Source organism: Stenotrophomonas sp. JC08, assembly GCF_052180205.1.
Taxonomy (GTDB): Bacteria; Pseudomonadota; Gammaproteobacteria; order Xanthomonadales; family Xanthomonadaceae; genus Stenotrophomonas.
On sequence record NZ_CP197473.1, the window covers coordinates 2,747,771 to 2,766,895 of the forward strand.

Genomic DNA, 19,125 nt, shown 5'->3' on the forward strand with positions numbered 1-19,125 from the left:
GGCGGTTATCGCCGGGCTTCGCCCGTACCCTGCCCCCTCTCCCGGCTCTCAGGCTCCCGGTTCGAACGGCAGTCCCTGCGCGACGGCGGCGGCGGTGATCACCGCGCAGGCGGCCTCGATCTCCTCCGTCGGCGTGGTGATGCGCGGACGCCGGTCCAGCGTGCAATGCAGGCCGGCATCCAGCAGCGTGGCGTGGGCGGCATGCAGGGCGTGCGCGGTATCGGCCGGCAGCCACGCCGTCGCCCGCAGCGCATCGATCAGCGCCGGGGTTTCGCGCGGCACGCACAGCGCCACATCACCCGCGGCCCCGGCCAGCACCCCGGCCTGCAGCACGAATTCCAGATCGACCAGTCCGCCGGCACCCTGTTTCAGGTCCAGCCGTGCCGCATCGCTGCGGTCCAGCTCTGCGCGCATGCGTGCGCGCATCTTCAGCACGTCATCGAACAGGCTGGCCGCCTCACGCGGGCGGCACAGCGTGGCCGTGCGCACCTGTTCGAAATCGGCCAGCAGCGAAGGCTCGCCGGCAATCGCACGGGCGCGCACCAGCGCCTGGTGTTCCCAGGTCCAGGCACGCTCGCGCTGGTACTCGGCATAGCTGGCCAGCGAGGACACCAGCGCGCCCTTGCCGCCATCGGGCCGCAGCCGCACATCGATGTCGTACAGGCGCCCGGCAGCGGTGACCGCGGCCAGCAGCGCCATCACCTTCTGCGCCAGCCGTGCAAACCAGCGGCTGCTCTCCAGCGGACGTGGACCGTCGCTTTCCCCGGCGCCGGCCGGGTGGTCGTACAGGAACACCAGGTCCAGATCCGAGCCGAAACCCAGTTCCAGCCCGCCCAGGCTGCCGTAGCCGATGATCGCAAAGCGCCCGCCGGGTACCTCGCCGTGGGCGCTGCGCATGTCGCGCGTGGCCATTTCCAGCACCGTCACCACCACCGCATCGGCCAGCTGCGCCAGCTGCCGGGTGCACTCCACCGCTCCCTGCCGCCCGTCGTGGAAGGCCAGCGCCATGCGGAAGCTCAGCGCCAGCCGCACTTCGTTGAGCAGGCGCAATGCCGCCTCCGGGTCATCGATATCCAGCGCCGTGGCACAGCCCTCATGCATATCCGCCACCTCCGGCAGCGGCCCGCCGACGCGGGTGTCCAGCAGCTCATCCAGCAGCAGCGGAAACCCCACCAGCCGCTCGGACAACAGCGCGCTGCGCGCCAGCACGTTGACCAGCCGGGTCAGCGCACTGGGCTGCTCGTCCAGCAGCGCCAGATAGCTGGTGCGGCGCAGGATCGCCTGCAGCAGGCCGAGCACGCGCCGCAGCGCGGCATCGGGCTGCGGTGAACAGGCCGCCGCATGCAGCAGCGCCGGCAACACCCGGTCCAGCCGCGCGCGGGCGACATCCGACAGCGACTTCACCCCCAGCGACTGCGCGAATTCGCGCAACGACTGGTCGGCACCGCCGGCATCGGCGAAACCGGCCTCGGCCAGTACCTCGGCACTGCCCCCCCCGGGCAGCACCCGCCAGTAGCTGGACAGCACATCCGGCGCCGCCTGTCCCCTGCGTGGCGCCAGCAGCGCATCGAACTCGCGGCTGACCCGCTGCCGCTGCTGCTCCAGCGCCGCCAGCAGGGCATCGCTGCTGGCATAGCCCATCGTCAGCGCGATGCGCTCGCGCTCCAGCGGGTCACCCGGCAGCAGGTGGGTCTGCGCGTCACGCAGCATCTGCAGGCGGTTTTCCAGCCGTCGCAGGAAACGGTAGGCGGCGATCAGGTCCTCGCCATCACTGGCGGCCATCTGCCCGGCCTCGACCAGCGCGCGCAGCGCCGGCAGCAGCCGCCGCTCGCGCAGCGCCGGCTCACGGCCGCCGCGGATCAGCTGCAGCGCCTGCGCCAGGAATTCGATCTCGCGGATGCCGCCGGGGCCGCGCTTGATGTCGTCCAGCCGGTCCTTGCGTGCGACTTCGGCGGTGATCGCCGCCTTCATCTCACGCAGGCCGTCGAGCGCGGTGAAATCCAGATAGCGGCGGTAGACGAACGGCCGCAGGGTTTCCAGCCATGCCTGCCCGGCGGCGATATCGCCGGCCACCGCGCGCGCCTTGATCCATGCATAGCGTTCCCAGTCGCGGCCCTCGCGCTGGAAGTACTGGTCCATCGCCGCGAACGACAGTGCCAGACGCCCGGCACTGCCGAACGGGCGCAGGCGCAGGTCGACGCGGTGGCAGAAGCCATCGGCGGTGGTTTCATCCAGCAGCCGCGCCAGCTGCTGGCCGAGCCGGGCGAAATATTCCTCCGCCGCCAGCGGCCGCGCGCCATCGGACTCGCCCGCATGCGGGTAGGCATAGACCAGATCGATATCCGAGGAGAAATTCAGCTCGCCGCCGCCCAGCTTGCCCAGCCCGAACACCACCAGCCGCTGCACGCTGCCATCGGCCGCGCGCACCACGCCATGGCGACTGGCGAACTCCTGCTCCAGCGCCGCCAGCGCCAGCTGCAGGCAGTCCTCGGCCAACGTGGTGGCGCCGGCCAGCGTGGCGTCGACGTCATCGAGCCCGTGCAGGTCGCGCCACACCAGCCGGGTCGAGGCCGCGGCACGGTAGCGGCGCAGCTGGCCGGCCCAGGCGCTGGGCTGCAGCGGATCGAGCATCGGCAAGGGCAGCGGCGGCGGATCGGCCTGGTCCAGCAACGTCAACAGCTCCGGCTGCCGGCACAGGGTGTCGATGGCGAAGTCGCTGGCCACGGCCAGTTGCCGCAGGCCGGCCTCCAGGCGCGCCGATGGCGGCCATTGCGCCGGGTCGGCGGCAGCCAGTTTCAGGCGGGCCAGCGCCCGTTCGATGACCGGCTGCAGGGATTCGGGAAACTCGGGGACGGACGGATTCATCCGTGGATTCTGGCATCGACACCGGCAACCGTCGCGATGTTCAGCGAAAAGTCATAAAAAAAGCCCGCTGACAGCGAACTGTCAGCGGGCTTTGCTCCCTCCCCCACGTCGGGATGCAGGGCGATCGTGCGGGCTGCGCGCGCAAGTTGCACGCTGCAGTGCAAAACAATACTGCACAGTACAAGAGCGGGCCGGCGGAAAAACCATCCCACCAAGGTCGGACAACATCCGCGTGCCCGATCGCCGATAATCGCCGGTCCCCACAAGAATTCGCTGCTGTCATGTCTGTCGAACGCATCCTGAACGCGCATCTGCGCGAACGCATCGTTTCCGCCGAGCAAGCCGCGGCCCTCATCCAGCCGGGCGAGACCGTCGCCATGAGCGGTTTCACCGGTTCTGGCTATCCCAAGGCGGTGCCGATGGCGCTGGCCCAGCGCATCGAACAGGTGCAGGCCGAAGGCCGCCCGTTCCAGATCCAGCTGCTGACCGGTGCCTCCACCGCGCCGGAACTGGACGGCGCACTGGCCAAGGCCAACGGTATCGCCATGCGCATGCCGTTCCAGAGTGATCCGGATGCGCGCAACCGCATCAACAACGGCACCCTGGACTACATCGACATCCACCTGTCGCACGTCGCCCAGCACGTCTGGTTCGGCTTCTACGGCGAGATCGACACCGCGGTGATCGAGGTGTCGGCGATCCGCGAGGACGGCGCGCTGGTGCCCTCCACCTCGATCGGCAACAACAAGACCTGGCTGGACCTGGCCAGGAAAGTCATCATCGAGGTCAACGAGTGGCAGCCCGACGGCATCGAGGGCATGCACGACATCTATTACGGCACCGCGCTGCCGCCGCACCGCAAGCCGATCCCGCTGGTCAGCGCCAACGACCGCATCGGCCAGACCACGCTCAAGGTCGATCCGGACAAGATCGTGGCGGTGGTGCGCACCAATGGCCCGGACCGCAACAGCCCGTTCAAGCCGATCGACGAGGACAGCAAGCTCATCGCCGGCCACCTGATCGAGTTCTTCAAGCATGAAGTGGCCAAGGGCCGCCTGCCGGCCAACCTGCTGCCGCTGCAGTCGGGTGTGGGCAACATCCCCAACGCGGTGCTGGCCGGCCTGGCCGAAAGCGGCCTGCGTGGCCTGACCGCCTTCACCGAGGTGATCCAGGACGGCATGCTCGACCTGCTCAAGTCCGGCGTGCTGGACTACGCCTCGTGCACCGGCTTCGCGCTGAGCCCGGAGGCGAACGAGGAGTTCAAGCGCAATATCGCCTTCTATCGCGAGCGCATCATCATGCGCACGCAGGAGATGTCCAACCATCCGGAGCTGGTACGGCGGCTGGGCTGCATCGGCATGAACGGCATGATCGAGGTGGACCTGTACGGCAACGTCAACTCCACCCACGTGATGGGCAGCCGCATCATGAACGGCATCGGCGGCTCGGGCGACTTCACCCGCAACGGCTTCCTGTCCACCTTCCTGAGCCCGTCCACGGTCAAGGGCGGCAGCATCTCCTCGATCGTGCCGATGGTCAGCCACGTCGACCACACCGAGCATGACGTGTCGATCATCGTCACCGAGCAGGGCCTGGCCGACCTGCGCGGCCTGCCGCCGCGTGCCCGTGCCCGCAAGGTGATCGACAACTGTGCCCATCCGCACTACCGCGACCAGCTCAACGACTATTTCGATCGCGCCTGCCGTGACAGCTATGGCAAGCACACCCCGCACCTGCTGCCCGAAGCGCTGTCCTGGCACCAGCGCTATATCGACACCGGCAGCATGAAGGGCTGAGCCCTGCATCCACCGCAACAGAAAAGCTCGGCAATGCCGGGCTTTTCTGTCTGGGCCACTCTCTGGATCGCGCTCAGGCCGCCGTCTTGTCCTTGACCGTGGTGCTGGAGCCATTGGCCTTGACGCTGGTGATGCCCGCCTCGCGCGCCGCCTGCGAGGCATACAGCTGGCTGCTGCCGATCACCTGGTGGTTGGCGGCCTTGAGATTGAAGTGGTGACGCCCGTCACTGGCCGTCTTGCGCTCGTATCGCGCCTCCTCGCCGCTGTTTTTCTGCACCGAGGCGATGCCGTTCTCGGCCGCCGCGCGTGTGGTGTAGCGCTCGCTGGTGAGGATCACCTCGGCGTTGCCCGCCTTGAGCACGAAATAGAACTGGCCATCACTGCTGTGGTCCAACTCGTACCAACCTGCCATCGCAATTCCCCCAGGTTTCAGGATGATGCCGGCACACCACCGCCCTGCCGCTGCGGCCGCATGCCCGGCCATGGGCCCGGACAACCGGACGCGGCGGCGATCAGACACCGCCACCGCATGACCGACTCTACCTCAATCGGCCGCCTGCTCCAGCCAGGCCAGCTTGCGATCGCGCGGCAGCTGCTTGATCTGCCATTCCGCGCGTGATGCCGCCGAACGGTCGGCATAGGCACGCCAGCCGAGAATCCGCAGGGGCGGGTGCGCGCGGGTATAACGCGCGCCCTTGCCGGCGACGTGCGCCTGGAAGCGCGCCTGCACATCGGTGCTGATGCCGGCGTAGTAACTGCCATCACGGCATTCCAGCAGATACAGGAACCAGCGGTGCACGCCCGCGCTCACCCCGCTGCCCGGCTCACAGGCTGGCGGCATCGGCGATCTTGCACATGCCCGCGCCGACGGCCTTGTTGGACGTCATCTGCCCGCCCTTGATGCTGAAACGCACTTCCACGCGGATGCTGCCGTCGTCCTGGCGGCGCACCGTGGTACGCAACGGCACGGTGGCGCCACCACCGCCGGTCACCGGATTTTCCGCGGCGATATAGCCGGTGCGCTCGTTCGGATAGATGCCGACCATGCCTTCGGCCTCGATCGCGGCCACGGTCTTGCGGAAAGCCTCGGCGTAACTGATGTCTTCATGGTCGGTCGAGGCCAGGAACTGCTTGCCGGACGTGAAGCCGCCACTCACCGACAGGTTCTGCAGGCAGCCACTGCCCGAGTCCACCACTTCCTTCTTGGCCAGCGCCACGCCCGGCACCAGCAGCATGACCAGCACCATGCCGCACATACGGTTACGCATCATTTTCTCCTTGGTAATGATTCAACAGGCTTCCTGCCACGTGGCACCCTGGCCCCCGTGACCACAGCAAACGGGAGGCTTGCGCCTCCCGTCGCCCAAATTAACCGGGCGTCATGGCCACTGCCAGTGCAGCGGTCACGCTTGGCTCAGGCCGCCGCTTCCAGCTGCACGCGGCGGCGCACGCGCACCGCCTCGGCCAGCTGCTCCAGCACCTGCACCGTGCTGTCCCAGCCGATGCAGCCATCGGTGATGCTCTGCCCGTAGGTCAACGGCTGGCCCTCGACCAGATCCTGGCGACCGGCCACCAGATGGCTTTCGATCATCACCCCGACGATGCGCTGCTCGCCGGCCTGCAGCTGGGTGGCGATATCGGCGATCACCTGCGGCTGGTTCTCCGGCTTCTTGCTGCTGTTGGCATGGCTGGCATCGATCATCAGCCGCGCCGGCAGCTGCGCCTTTTCCAGCACCTCGCTGGCCGCCTGCACGTTGCTGGCGTCGTAATTGGGCGTCTTGCCGCCGCGCAGGATCACGTGGCAATCCGGATTGCCGGCGGTGGAGACGATGGCGGTGCCACCCTCCTTGGTCACCGACAGGAAATGGTGCGGGTGCGAGGCCGCGCCGACCGCATCGGCGGCGATCTTCACATCACCCCCGGTGCCGTTCTTGAAGCCGACCGGGCACGACAGCCCGGAGGCCAGCTCACGATGCACCTGGCTTTCGGTGGTGCGCGCACCGATCGCGCCCCACGCCACCAGGTCGGCGATGTACTGCGGCGAGATCACATCAAGGAATTCCACGCCGGCCGGCAGGCCCAGCTTGTTGATGTCACGCAGCAGGCCACGGGCCACGCTCAGGCCCTTGTTGATGTTGAAGCTGCCGTCCAGGTCCGGATCGTTGATCAGGCCCTTCCAGCCCACCGTGGTGCGCGGCTTCTCGAAGTACACGCGCATCACGATTTCCAGTTCGCCGTCCAGCGCCTCGCGCAACGGCTGCAGGCGCCGGGCATAGTCCATCGCCGCGACCGGGTCGTGGATCGAGCATGGCCCCACCACAACGGCAAGACGGTCATCCTCACCATGCAGGATGCGATGCAGCGCCGCGCGCGAATCGGCCACGGTCTGCGAGGCGTCATCGTCGCAGGGCAGCAATGCGAGCAACTGCGCCGGCGAGGTCAGCGGCTCGAGCTTGCGGATACGAAGGTCATCGGTGTGCGGGGGCATTGCGGGGACTCCAGTCAGAACGTGAATGGTTTGCCCCAGCGCTGGCGGCATGAAAAAAGCCGCCAGGTTCGCTGGCGGCTTTCGGGAATGCGTCTGAAAGTTTCTTCAGGATGAGCGCAGTCCTTCCTCCGCCAGCGGCTTCGGAAAGTAGTACCAGAAATAAAAGCTGGCGCGGGCTGCGTTCATGGGTTGCATTGATAACACGGTTTTTTGTGCAGTGCGACAGTTTCAGCTGCAACGTGGAACCGGCACGTCATGGAACAGCCACCTCTGCGAGATTGCCCGTGGCCAGCGGGGTTGCTACCGTCGCCGCGAAAGCTCAGGGAGGGGAACCGTGGCCGATACCGACATCACCACACTGCTGGCGCGGGCCCGCGACGGTGCCCCCGGGCAACTGGGCGCGGTGTTCGAGGCGCTGTATCCGGAGCTGCTGCGCCTGGCCAATTCGCGCATGTATGGCAACGAAGCCACGTTCACCCCGACCGTGCTGGTGCATGAGCTGTACCTGCGCATCAGCCAGGGTGCGCCGCTGCCGCTGGCCGACCGCAACCATTTCTTCGCCGCTTCGGCCAAGGCGATGCGCTGGATCCTGATCGAACGCGCGCGCCGGCGGGCCGCCGGGAAACACGGCGGTGGCCAGGTGATGGTCCATCTGGATGACCGTATCCCGGACAACGCCGTGGTCGCGATGACCACCGCGCTGGCGCTGGACAAGGGGCTGGAGGCGCTGGAGGCGATCAGCCCGCAACGGCGCAAGATCGTCGAGCTGCGCTATTTCGGCGGCATGGAGTTCGGCGAGATCGCGCGCCTGCTGGAGGTATCCGAGCGCACCGTGTACCGGGAATGGGAGCGTGCCCGCGCGTTCCTGCAGGCCATGCTGGACGAGGGCGGCGATGGACGCTGAGAACATCGCCCACTGGCAGGCGGCCGATGCCGCCTTCGACCAGTGGCTGGATCTGCCCGAGGAGCGACGTGCGGCATGGCTGGCGGCGCTGGCGCTGCCCGATCCGGTGCGCACGCGGCTGCAACAGCTGATCGCCGCGCACCAGCGCCCGCACGCCGCGCTGGACCCGGCAGGCGGCAATTTGCGTGGCAGCCGGCTCGGTGACTGGACCCTCGAGGAGGAACTGGGGCGTGGCGGCATGGCGGTGGTCTATCGCGGCTGGCGCGAGCAGGGCATGGCGCGGCAGCAGGCGGCGATCAAGATCCTGACCCTGGGCGCGCTGGGCGCGGGCGGACCGGACCGCTTCCGCCGCGAGGCGGCGATCCTGGCGCGCCTGAACCATCCCAATGTCACCGCCCTGGTCGATTCGGATGTGGCCGACGACGGCACCTGCTGGCTGGCGATGCCGCTGGTGGAGGGTGAGCGCATCGACCGCTGGTGCGAGACGCAGGCGCCCGACGCCCGCGCGGTGGTGCGGCTGTACCTGCAGGTCTGCGACGCGGTCGCCTACGCGCACCGCAACCTGGTGATCCACCGTGACCTCAAGCCCTCCAACGTGCTGGTCGATGGCAGCGGCCAGGTGCGCCTGCTCGATTTCGGCATCGGCCAGTTCGCCGACAGCCAGGACGAGCGCACGCAGACGCTGTGGCGCGCACTCACCCCCGGCTACGCCGCGCCCGAGCAGCTGCAGGGCGCCCCGCCGAGCACCGCGGTCGACGTCTACGGGCTGGGCGCGCTGCTGCACCGGCTGCTGACCGGGCGCACCCCGCAGGCGGTGACCGCAGGCAGCGAGACCACCCGCCCCTCGCTGCTGGTGCGCGACGCCGGCGACGCCTACCACCGCCATTACGTGCCGCTGCGCAACGACCTGGACCGGGTGCTGCTCAAAGCCCTGGCCGAGGAGCCGGGGCAGCGCTACCCCACCGCCGAAGCGCTGGCCGACGACCTGCGCCGCTGGCTCGACGGCCGCCCGGTGCTCGCGCAGAAACCGCGGCTGGGCTACCGGCTGCGCAAGTTCATCGCACGCAACAAACTGGGCGTGGCGGCGGCAGCCCTGCTGCTGCTGACCATGGCCGGCGGCATCGGCGCCACCCTGTGGCAGGCCGGCGAAGCCCGGCGCGAGGCCGCCAACGCGCGCGCGCAGGCGCAGCGGGCGGTGCTGGTGCGTGACTTCCTGCAGCGCGTGTTCGCCTCCACCGAACCGGCGTCCGGCGGCGTGCCGACCGCGCTGGAGTTGCTGGACGAAGGCGCCCGCCGCGCACGCAGCGACGTGTCGGCCAGCGATCCACTGGCCGCCGCCGACATCCTGATGCTGACCGGCAACGCCCGCTCCAGCCTCAGCGAATACGCCGCCGCACAGGCCGATCTGCAGGCCGCCTTGGCCCTGCTGCAACGCCATGCGCCGGACGCGTCGCGCGACCGCATGCAAGTGCACATGAGCCTGTCGGCGCTGTCCGCGGCCACCGGTGATGCCGCTGCCGCGCTCGAACAGGCGCGTACCGCCATCGCCCAGGGGGAACGCTTCGATGCCGCACCCGAGGATCGGCTGCGCGCGCGCAAGGCCTTCGCCGAGGCCTTGGCGTTCACCGCGCCGGAGAAGGCCGAGGCGGAACTGCGCGCCATCCTCGACGAGATTCCGGCTGTCGGCCTGGCACAGACCCGCCTGCACGCCGAGGTCCTGGGCGTACTCAGCGGTGCGATGCTCCAGGCCAACCGCGACCGCGACGAGGTGCTGCAACTGCTCGAACAGGAGCTGCAGCTGTGGCGCGGCATCCTGGGCGAAGACAGCGGCACCTACGCGCACATGCTGGCCAGCAATGGCGGGGTCTTCCTCGCGTCCGGCCAGACGGACCGTGCCGGCGAGATGATCCAGCAGGCCGCCGCCATCGCCGACCGTATCTACGAAAAGCCCCACCACGCGAGTGCGGTGATCCACTGCCATCTCGGCGCCTGGTTCCATGCCGGCGGCAGGCTGGACGAGACGACGCGCAGTTACGGCCGCGCACTGGATATCGATGCCGCCACCGGCCGCCAGAACGTGCAGTCGTCCGAATGCAGCCGCTACCGCGCCATCGCCCATGCCAGTCTGGGGCGCTACGACGAGGCCCTGCGCGACCTCGACCGCAGCCAGTCGCTGCGCCAGCTCAACCAGGTGCTGGACAGCCGCACTACCCGCGGCATCTGCGGCCTGCGCGCCTCCGTCCACCTGCGGCAGCGCGACGTCGCCGCCGCGACGCGGGCACTCGATGGCTGCCCCGTGAGCGCACAAACCGGCACCTCGTTCTGGTATTCGATGGCGCAGGTGGAACTGGAACTGGCCCGCGGCAATCGCGGCCGGGCAGTTGAACTGGTGACGCCGATCCGCGAGCAGCCACAGAACGCCCCGGGCGGCGCCGACCGCAGCTGGATGCGGCCATGGATGCTGTCACTGCTGCTGGCACACGAAACGGGCGATGCCACGGCAAGGGCGGCGCTGGTCGCCGGACTCGGGGAGTTCGCACAGCAGCAGCCGCTGGCGCAGTGCCTTGCCACACCTGACCGGACAAACTGCCTCACACTTCTGTAGCCGAGCCACCGCAGGCCGGCCACGGCGAGCCTGCGATCACGGCCGCTGTCAGTCCAGGCCGCCGGATTGCGTGGATGGGATATGCGGGTCTGCCGACACAGCACGACCCGTCCCATTTCCACGCCGCCGAGGCTCCGATCCCATGAAACCGCTCACCACGCCACACTCGCCTGACCGCCATCCCGCCATTCGCGCCGCAGCGCGCCTGCCCGTCACGGTTCTGTTGACGCTGCTCGTCGCCTGCGACGGGCACGCCCCCGTGGCTCCATCATCGCAATCGCAACTGGCCGAACCGCTGGAGACGGCCTACCGGCAACTCAGTGATCCGCCCGCCATCGCGCAGGAACAATCCTGCGACAGTGCGCCCGCCCTCGGCCAAGCGCTGGAAGGCTGGATCGCGGCGGTGGATGCGACCGGACTGCACTCCCGTTTCGCTGCCGAAACCGCTGATGCCAGGCGTCGCATGGCAACCATCCATGCCCGCTGTGCCGCCAGTCCTGCCGAGCCCATGCCCCTCTCCCGGAATCGTCTCGCCACGTCCAGCCACACACCCGACGAGGAAACCCGACCCGCCATCACCGTCGCCACGCTGGACGCCTACGTCCGCGGCCAGGAGGCAGAGATCGCCCTGATGCGCGCCAACGGCACCCACTTCGTATCCCTTTCCAAATATGGCGATGAAGGTCGACGGGTGGCGGCCAAGGCCGGATTGCCACTGCCGGCGTATCGGGTACTGCGCACCGACATGCACAGGATGCTCCACGAAGTGATGATGCATGAGCGCTATGCCGGCCCCGCGGGCCAAGCGCGGCTGGCCGGGCTGGAACCGCACAAACGCGCATACGCCGTGGAGGTTTTGGCCCGCGATCCCTACGCCTCGTTGTCGGCCGTCGAACGCGACCAAGTGCAGGCGCAGTTGCCCCTGCTGCGCCCGCAGTACGACGCCTACGTGGATCTGGCCGCCATCGCCGACTGAAGCCCGCGCGGCATTGAATCGCGCAGCTGTCAGTTTTCGCCACCGGATCGCGTGGATGGAATACCCGGACCACCGTCCGGCCTTTCTTTGCGCAAGGGCACGCTCATGCAGATTCGCTTCATTCCCTACACATCCGCCGCATGGCCCGGGCCGGCCGCCATGAAGACCCTGCTGAAGAGGCTTTCCCAAGCAGCGGGAGTCATCGCCACAACAACGTTGATCGCAGTCCTGCTGGGGGCTTGCACCCCCGGAGGTGACACCAGCGCCGGCGGCGCGGCCCCGGTCGAACTCGGCAACTACGAGAATGCGATCAAGGTCTCACCAACACTCGACGAGGGACGCGCCGCCACCCAGGTCATCGGATTCGATGGCGGCACGATCAGTGCCACCGCCGCCGACGGCACCGTGTTCACGCTCACCGTTCCGCCCGATTCGGTGCGCCAGCGCACGTCGATCACCCTGACCCCGGTGAGCAAGCTCGAAGGCCTGCCCTTCGGCAACGGCACCGACGTCACCGTCGACCTGCAGCCGTCCGGGCTGGTGTTCGACGTGCCGGCCACGCTGCGCATCGAACCGGCCACGCCCATTCCGGCCGGCGAGCAGATCCTGTACGGCTATTCGGACAACCGGCTGCTGCTGGCCGAACCGGTGCTCAAGGCCCAGGGCATCGCGATCGTGGTGCCGCACTTCAGCGGCTACGGCGTGGCCAAGGGACTGATGGGCGACGTCGAGGAGGCGCGAAAGCGCATCGGCGGCTCCGCGGAGGAGCGGATCGCCAGTCAGATGCGGGCGGTCATGCAGGAGTGGTCACAGCAGGTCGGGCCAAACGAACTCGGGCAGGACATCACCCAACGGCTCGAACCGTACTTCGAACAACTCGACCGCGAAGTGATCCAGCCGCGCCTGGCAGCCGCCGGCCAGAGCTGCGCGGCCGGGCGTTCGGCCATCCTGACCGTGCTCGGCTACGCACGCCAGCGCGAACTGCTCGGATACGAGGACCCGCCAGGCACCCTCGACGAAGTCGCCGACCTGATGGAGAACACCGTCGGGCCCAGGTGCATGGACGAGGAATACCAGATGTGCGTGAACGAGCACATCGTCCATCGCATCGCGGTGGCCTATCTGGGGTTCAAGAGACAACTTGCCTTGTTGGGCATCGAGAACTCACCGGTATTCGAGAAGATGAAGAGCCAGGTCGAGGGCTGCCTGCACTTCGACCTGGACTTCAAGGTCGACACGCGGTTCGAACTGGATACGCGATCCCTCAACGGCAGCTATCTGTCGTTCGCCGAAAGCAGCGAATTGTCCACGGAAGTCGCGTTCAGCCTCGACGGTACGTTGAGCAGCAACACGTCGTACTTCGAACCGTCCAGCGGGCCGATGGAGTCGCTCAAACAGGTGTACACGCAGAAAGCCCCCGGATGCATCCCTGGCACCGTGTCGAGTTGGAGCGACACCGGGCATTTCCTGGCGATGGATCTCGATTTTGACCCGGTCGATCTCTACAACGGCGGCGGTGGCGTCAAATCGATCGAAGTCGAGCTCGGCCTGCCCTCGCCTCAGGTGCTGATTTCCGGCATGACCTGCGGTGGGGTCACCTCACCCCCGATGGCCGATCTGGCCGGCGCACCGGCGCTCTATCTGGTCAACCATGGCGACGGCTTTATCCGCGACTGGAAGATCCAGGGCAAACAAACACCGGCAGGCCAGTCATTCGTCACCGCCACCTCCGAGTGGTCAGTCATGAACGGGATCTCGGCGATGGCATCAATGGAGGACAGAGGCATCGCCACGCTGCGCCATACGCCACGCTGACCCGTCCGGCCGCCGGCGTCCCGTTGTTATGGCATCAGGACGCTGGGGCTACCTCCCGCGGACGTCGTGATCCACTTTCCGCTGTCTGCTGTCAGTTCCCGAGCGGTCCTCTCGTTGATGAGGTACCCGGTATAGCCGGGTCCGGCCCGGCCGCCGTTCGGCCTGTCTCTCCGCAAGGGCACGATCATGCATGTTTCTTTCATTCCCGCCGCCTCGGCATTGGCACTCGCCCTGTCCGCCCTCCTCTCCGCCGATGCGCGGGCGGCACAGGCCGAGCTCTACCTCGACGTAGCCACCCACAGCATGCCCGGCGCCCCCGGCATGGGCGCAATCGGCCGCCTGGCGGGCGCCATGGGCGGTGACCGCGCCAGCTACGGCATGGCCCGTCATCCCGGCATGCCGGGCAAATACCTGGATGTGGCCCTGCACAACCGCCGCCAGCCCGGCGCACCGGCTGACCAGGCCGTGCCCAAGGGGCTGGGGCTCGGCGAGCAGATCCGTTTGCAAGCACCCGAAAGCAGCTCCTCCAGCGGTGGCAGCACAAGCGAGCACGATGCCTCGGGCCCGCAGCAGGATGGCAGCTACAAGATCCGCTACTACTGGGGCTGCGGTGAGCAGGTCGGTGCCGGGCAACCGCTCGAGTTCTCCATGACCGTGCGCAATGGCAAACCGGTGACCAGCGGCCGCCAGATGCAGCCACGCAATGTGCCGGCGAACACCATCGATGCCGGCCCGCAGTATGTGCTGTGGCCCAATCCGGCCGCGCGCAAGGCCGTCGGCAATCAGGCGTCGCTGATCGGCGCCCACCATGTCACCGGCAACGCGGTGCCCGAATCGATGCGTTTTGAACTCGGCAGCGAGCACGACTTCCTGCCCGAGCTCAAGCTCCGGCGCGAAGGTGATGCCGGCAAGGGCATCGCCCTGGCCTGGGATCAGGTGCCTGGCGCGCGCGCCTACTTCGCACAGGCCACCGCCATGGATGGCGACACCATCGTGATGTGGAGCAGTTCCGAAGACGGTTATGCCGGCCAGGAGATGATCACCTTCCTGCCCGAATCACTGGTCACACAATGGATCGGCAAGCGCACCCTGATGGGTGGCGACGCACGCCAGTGCCGCATCCCGCCGGGTGTCTTCGGCGACGCCGCGCAGAACACCGCGATGGTGCAGATGATCGCCTACGGCAACGAGCGCCACCTCGCCGAGCCGCGCCCGGCCAATGCACCGCGCGACTGGCAACCGGCATGGAACGTGCGCGTGCGCAACAAGTCCACCGCGATGCTGATGCCGGGCGTCGCCGCCATCAGTGGTGAAGCCGCCAAACCGGCCGCGCGCGAAGCGGTGAAGGATGCGGCCAAGGGCATGCTGCGCGGCCTGTTCGGACGCTGACCGCCTATACGGCGCACCACTCCTCGACAGCGGACAACGGGAAGCCCGGATGAACGGGCTTCCCTGTTCCTACACAAGAATGTGCTGAGCGGTGACGACATTCCCTGCATTCTCTGCTCTCCTGTCCGCCGCCCTGATCGCCCTGGCCCTGTGCGCCTGCGACACGCGCGCCACCAACGACGCAACCGCAGCTGCATGCCGGCAATCGCGATGATGTGCGCGCGTCCTGCACCGGTCCGGCGTTGATGCAGGCACCGCCCGAAACACGGAAAGCGGAGCCGGCCGCTGCGGCCGTGTGCGCCCCACACCGGGCATGCACGATGAGAAGTTCACCGCGGCGGCGGCATACTGCAACACCGCTGACTGCTTTCCCGACCGTTGCGATGAACAATGAGACCGCCGAACTGCTGCAGATCGCCTGCCCGCATTGCCATGCCATCAACCGCGTACCAACCGCGCGACTGGAACAGGCGCCGGCCTGCGGGCGCTGCCATCAGCCGCTGTTCACCGCCACGCCACTGGAATTGAACGCCGCCGCGTTCGAGGCCCACGCCAGCCGCTCGCAGATTCCACTGCTGGTGGATTTCTGGGCGGCATGGTGCGGACCCTGCCGGCAGATGGCGCCGGAGTTCGCCAAGGCCGCCGCCGCGCTGGAGCCGCACATGCGCCTGGGCAAGCTCGATACCGAGGCCGAACCCGCCATCGCCACCCGCTTCGGCATCCGCAGCATCCCGACGATGGTGCTGATCCTGGGTGGGCGCGAGATCGCCCGCCAATCCGGTGCAATGCCGGCCAGCCGCATCGTGCAATGGGCCAGCGCCCAGCTGCGCGGCTGACGCGCCGGCAACATCGCCTTCCGGCGTACAGACAAAACAAAACCCCGCCTCGCGGCGGGGTTTTGCGTACATCAGCAGCGGGAAAGCTGCGGCGGACTTAGAAGTCCATGCCGCCCATGCCACCCATACCGCCCATGCCACCGGCGCCGCCCATGGCCGGCTCGTCCTTCTTCGGAGCCTCGGCCACCATCGCTTCGGTGGTGATCATCAGGCCGGCGATCGAGGCGGCGTTCTGCAGCGCCGAACGGGTCACCTTGGTCGGGTCCAGGATGCCGAAGTCCAGCATGTCGCCGAACTCGCCGGTCGCGGCGTTGTAGCCGAAGCTGCCGGTGCCTTCCTTGACCTTGTTCAGGATCACCGACGGCTCTTCGCCGGCGTTGGCGACGATCTCGCGCAGCGGCGCTTCCATCGCGCGCAGGGCGATCTGGATGCCGTGGTTCTGGTCTTCGTTGATGCCCTTCAGGCCAGCCAGCGCAGTCACCGCACGGATCAGGGCAACGCCGCCGCCCGGAACAACGCCTTCTTCAACCGCTGCACGGGTAGCGTGCAGGGCGTCGTCGACGCGGTCCTTCTTTTCCTTCATTTCGATCTCGGTCGAGGCACCGACCTTGATCACGGCAACGCCACCGGCCAGCTTGGCCACGCGCTCCTGCAGCTTCTCACGATCGTAGTCCGAGGTGGTCTCTTCGATCTGGGTCTTGATCTGCTTGACGCGCGACTCGATGCCAGCGGCTTCGCCGGCGCCGTCGATGATGGTGGTGTTCTCCTTGGAGACCTGCACCTTCTTGGCGCGGCCCAGGTCCTTGATGGTGGCCTTTTCCAGCGACAGGCCCACTTCCTCGGAGATCACGGTGCCGCCGGTCAGCACGGCCATGTCTTCCAGCATCGCCTTGCGACGGTCGCCGAAGCCAGGTGCCTTGACGGCCACGACCTTGACGATGCCACGGATGGTGTTGACCACCAGGGTGGCCAGCGCCTCACCTTCGATGTCTTCGGCGATGATCAGCAGCGGCTTGCCGGCCTTGGCGACGCCTTCCAGCACCGGCAGCAGGTCACGCACGTTGGAGATCTTCTTGTCGTGCAGCAGGATGAACGGGTCATCCAGGTCGGCGGTCTGCGACTGCTGGTTGTTGATGAAGTACGGCGACAGGTAGCCGCGGTCGAACTGCATGCCCTCGACCACGTCCAGCTCGTTTTCCAGGCCCGAACCTTCCTCGACGGTGATCACGCCTTCCTTGCCGACCTTCTTCATCGCTTCGGCAATGATGTTGCCGATCGACTCGTCCGAGTTGGCCGAGATGGTGCCGACCTGGGCGATGGCCTTGTCGTCGGCGGTGGGCTTGGAGATGTTCTTCAGCTCGGCGACGGCGGCGATCACAGCCTTGTCGATACCGCGTTTGAGGTCCATCGGGTTCATGCCGGCGGCAACAGCCTTGGCGCCTTCGCGGATCAGCGCCTGGGCCAGCACGGTGGCGGTGGTGGTGCCGTCACCGGCGTTGTCGTTGGTCTTGGAAGCGACTTCCTTGACCATCTGCGCGCCCATGTTCTCGAACTTGTCGGCCAGTTCGATTTCCTTGGCGACAGACACGCCGTCCTTGGTGATGGTCGGAGCGCCGAAGCTCTTCTCGAGCACGACGTTGCGGCCCTTCGGGCCCAGCGTCGCCTTCACGGCATTGGCGAGAACGTTGACACCACGCACCATCTTGGTACGGGCGTCTTCACCGAAACGAATATCCTTGGCAGCCATTGCAATTACCTCTGGTAGAGCCGGGCCAGGCCCGGCCGCTTTTATCGGGAAAGGGGAGTGACAGGAGCAGGTGACGCGTCAGCTCAGCCGATAACGGCGAGTACGTCGTCCTCGCGCAGCACCTTGTACTCGACGCCGTCGGCCTTGTAGGTGGAGCCGGCGTACTGGCCGTAGATGACCTTGTCACCGACCTTCAGCGCCGGCGCACGCACCGAGCCGTTGTCCAGCGGCTTGCCCGGACCGACGGCCACGACTTCACCCTTGGTGGACTTTTCCTTGGCCGAATCGGGAATGAGGATACCGCCGGCGGAAATCTCGTCGGCTTCGATCGGCTTGACCACAACGCGGTCGTGAAGCGGCTTGATGCTCATGAAAGACCTCTTAAGTTATTGATTGGCCTGAAAACTTCGGCAACACCCGATCCCTTGCAGGCGATACGGACGTTACGCGTAAAAACGCCCGCGAACGGGCATGACAGCGAGATGGGGCCCGTCACGGAGCTTTCAAGGGGCGGGGTCGACATCCCTGAAAAAAAATCCGGATGGGCCGGCCCTCGCCACGGCCTGTCACGGGCGGCCGTTTGATACCTCGACCTGTAGGAATGAAAAAGGCATGCCCCTTGTCGAGGCATGCCCGGTGTTCCCCTGCAGAGTTCGCCCGAAAACACGGGTCCCAAGCGAACTCGCAGATGCCAAAGAAGGCCGAAATCTCTACTGGCTGATGGCCCGGGATTCGGGGGTGGGTCAGGCACCTGCCGTCACCGGTGCCACGGTACGGACGGTATAGGTGCTGCCTTCATGCACCGCATCGATGGCGACTTCAGGCGGCATGATCCCGGAAAAACTCGATGCCCCCAGCGTCACCGACTGCGACACTCCTGCACCGCATCCGGATGCGCCAAGCTTCAGGGTGACGCCCTCCTTCAAACCCTCCGGCAGGCCATTCAGGTTTTCCAGCGGCGCATCATCACCACACAGGTCCACCCCGTTGATCTGCAGCACATTGCGCATCTCATTGACCAGCACCGCGCCAACGGCCGCATCGTGCTGGCTGTTGAGCACACGGGCGGTGACGCCGGCCAGTCCGGCACCGATGAGGCTGGTGATCAACACACCAACCAGCGCCTCCAGCAGCACATCGCCGCGCTGGTGGCGGGCGGAGTTAGAGCAAGTCGACATACATCGGCTCCTGGGTGCGCACGCCAATGGCGATGCGGGTGTCGGTCGTGCTGATCACACCATTGCAGGCGGCATCCACGCGCTGGCCGCGGTTGTTGAATGCCAGGCAGCTGAATCCGGCGCTGCTGGCCTTCAACGCGGCGGCATCGGCGAAAGGCGTCGCCGAGGTGCGCTTGAGCAGCGGACTGCCGGCCACGGTGGCCTGCCAGATCACGCTGCCATCGTTGTCACTGACTTGCAGCCGGCTACTGCCGTCAAAGTCCAAGCGGGCGGCCAGCACATTGCCGCCGACCACCTTGTCCGGGTTGCGCAACGCGACCGAGCGCGCCTGCGCCACCGCCTCCCACAACTGGTTGCGCACCTGCATCTGCCGGTTGCCGTCCACCCAGTCGCGGGTGAAAGGCATGGCCGCCAGCAACAGCAGCGCCATGATGGCCACGGTGACCATCAGCTCGACCGGACTGAAACCACGCTGCGATGCCATGGCCTCACCACTTCCCGCTGCCGTCAACCGCACCCCAGCAGT

At 67.2% G+C, this 19,125-nt stretch carries 16 protein-coding genes; 7 read left to right on the forward strand and 9 right to left on the reverse strand.

Features of this window, described 5'->3' with window-relative positions:
* Window positions 1-48 precede the first annotated feature (48 nt).
* Window positions 49-2,865, reverse strand: a complete 2,817-nt coding sequence (gene glnE, locus ACSBPQ_RS12585) for a bifunctional [glutamate--ammonia ligase]-adenylyl-L-tyrosine phosphorylase/[glutamate--ammonia-ligase] adenylyltransferase (RefSeq protein ID WP_442682472.1) — start codon at window positions 2,863-2,865, stop codon at window positions 49-51.
* A 281-nt stretch (window positions 2,866-3,146) separates the two neighbouring features.
* Between glnE and ACSBPQ_RS12590 the strand changes: the two genes are divergently transcribed.
* Window positions 3,147-4,661, forward strand: coding sequence for an acetyl-CoA hydrolase/transferase family protein (locus ACSBPQ_RS12590; RefSeq protein ID WP_442682473.1), 1,515 nt, complete (start codon window positions 3,147-3,149; stop codon window positions 4,659-4,661).
* Window positions 4,662-4,734: 73 nt separating this feature from the next.
* Here the strand turns inward: ACSBPQ_RS12590 and ACSBPQ_RS12595 are convergent, their stop codons facing one another.
* The 4 genes from ACSBPQ_RS12595 to ACSBPQ_RS12610 form a co-directional block, all read right to left on the reverse strand.
* The gene (locus tag ACSBPQ_RS12595) at window positions 4,735-5,073 is read right to left on the reverse strand and encodes a YegP family protein (RefSeq protein WP_442682474.1); all 339 of its coding nucleotides are present in this window, start codon (window positions 5,071-5,073) and stop codon (window positions 4,735-4,737) included.
* 132 nt (window positions 5,074-5,205) lie between these two features.
* Window positions 5,206-5,502 (reverse strand): GIY-YIG nuclease family protein, encoded by a 297-nt coding sequence (locus tag ACSBPQ_RS12600; RefSeq protein WP_442682475.1) that lies wholly within the window; start codon window positions 5,500-5,502, stop codon window positions 5,206-5,208.
* Complete coding sequence (locus ACSBPQ_RS12605) at window positions 5,486-5,929, reverse strand: hypothetical protein (protein ID WP_442682476.1); 444 nt, start codon at window positions 5,927-5,929, stop codon at window positions 5,486-5,488. The genes ACSBPQ_RS12600 and ACSBPQ_RS12605 overlap by 17 nt, the downstream gene beginning before the upstream one ends.
* Window positions 5,930-6,075: 146 nt before the next feature.
* Complete coding sequence (locus ACSBPQ_RS12610) at window positions 6,076-7,149, reverse strand: 3-deoxy-7-phosphoheptulonate synthase (protein ID WP_442682477.1); 1,074 nt, start codon at window positions 7,147-7,149, stop codon at window positions 6,076-6,078.
* A 334-nt stretch (window positions 7,150-7,483) separates the two neighbouring features.
* On the opposite strand from ACSBPQ_RS12610, the gene ACSBPQ_RS12615 reads away from it, so the two are divergent.
* From ACSBPQ_RS12615 to trxC, 6 genes are all read left to right on the forward strand, one after another.
* Window positions 7,484-8,053, forward strand: a complete 570-nt coding sequence (locus ACSBPQ_RS12615; protein ID WP_442682478.1) for an ECF-type sigma factor — start codon at window positions 7,484-7,486, stop codon at window positions 8,051-8,053.
* Window positions 8,043-10,658: a protein kinase domain-containing protein gene (locus ACSBPQ_RS12620; RefSeq protein ID WP_442682479.1), complete on the forward strand. Its 2,616-nt coding sequence runs from the start codon at window positions 8,043-8,045 to the stop codon at window positions 10,656-10,658. Before ACSBPQ_RS12615 ends, ACSBPQ_RS12620 begins: the two co-directional genes overlap by 11 nt.
* 142 nt (window positions 10,659-10,800) lie before the next feature.
* Window positions 10,801-11,634, forward strand: coding sequence for a hypothetical protein (locus ACSBPQ_RS12625; RefSeq protein ID WP_442682480.1), 834 nt, complete (start codon window positions 10,801-10,803; stop codon window positions 11,632-11,634).
* A 105-nt stretch (window positions 11,635-11,739) separates the two neighbouring features.
* Window positions 11,740-13,449 (forward strand): hypothetical protein, encoded by a 1,710-nt coding sequence (locus tag ACSBPQ_RS12630; RefSeq protein ID WP_442682481.1) that lies wholly within the window; start codon window positions 11,740-11,742, stop codon window positions 13,447-13,449.
* A gap of 186 nt (window positions 13,450-13,635) precedes the next feature.
* Window positions 13,636-14,838, forward strand: a complete 1,203-nt coding sequence (locus ACSBPQ_RS12635) for a hypothetical protein (RefSeq protein ID WP_442682482.1) — start codon at window positions 13,636-13,638, stop codon at window positions 14,836-14,838.
* A 383-nt stretch (window positions 14,839-15,221) separates the two neighbouring features.
* A complete protein-coding gene (gene trxC, locus ACSBPQ_RS12640; RefSeq protein ID WP_442682483.1) occupies window positions 15,222-15,674 on the forward strand; it encodes a thioredoxin TrxC in 453 nt (150 codons plus the stop codon).
* 97 nt (window positions 15,675-15,771) lie between these two features.
* Here trxC and groL read toward each other — a convergent pair whose 3' ends face one another.
* The 4 genes from groL to ACSBPQ_RS12660 all read right to left on the reverse strand — a co-directional run bounded on the left by groL (window position 15,772) and on the right by ACSBPQ_RS12660 (window position 19,083).
* Window positions 15,772-17,421: a chaperonin GroEL gene (gene groL, locus ACSBPQ_RS12645; protein ID WP_442682484.1), complete on the reverse strand. Its 1,650-nt coding sequence runs from the start codon at window positions 17,419-17,421 to the stop codon at window positions 15,772-15,774.
* 83 nt (window positions 17,422-17,504) lie between these two features.
* Window positions 17,505-17,792 (reverse strand): co-chaperone GroES, encoded by a 288-nt coding sequence (locus tag ACSBPQ_RS12650; RefSeq protein WP_442682485.1) that lies wholly within the window; start codon window positions 17,790-17,792, stop codon window positions 17,505-17,507.
* Between the two features lie 372 nt (window positions 17,793-18,164).
* Window positions 18,165-18,599 (reverse strand): PulJ/GspJ family protein, encoded by a 435-nt coding sequence (locus tag ACSBPQ_RS12655; protein ID WP_442682486.1) that lies wholly within the window; start codon window positions 18,597-18,599, stop codon window positions 18,165-18,167.
* Complete coding sequence (locus ACSBPQ_RS12660; protein WP_442682487.1) at window positions 18,583-19,083, reverse strand: pilus assembly FimT family protein; 501 nt, start codon at window positions 19,081-19,083, stop codon at window positions 18,583-18,585. The genes ACSBPQ_RS12655 and ACSBPQ_RS12660 overlap by 17 nt, the downstream gene beginning before the upstream one ends.
* Window positions 19,084-19,125: the final 42 nt, after the last annotated feature.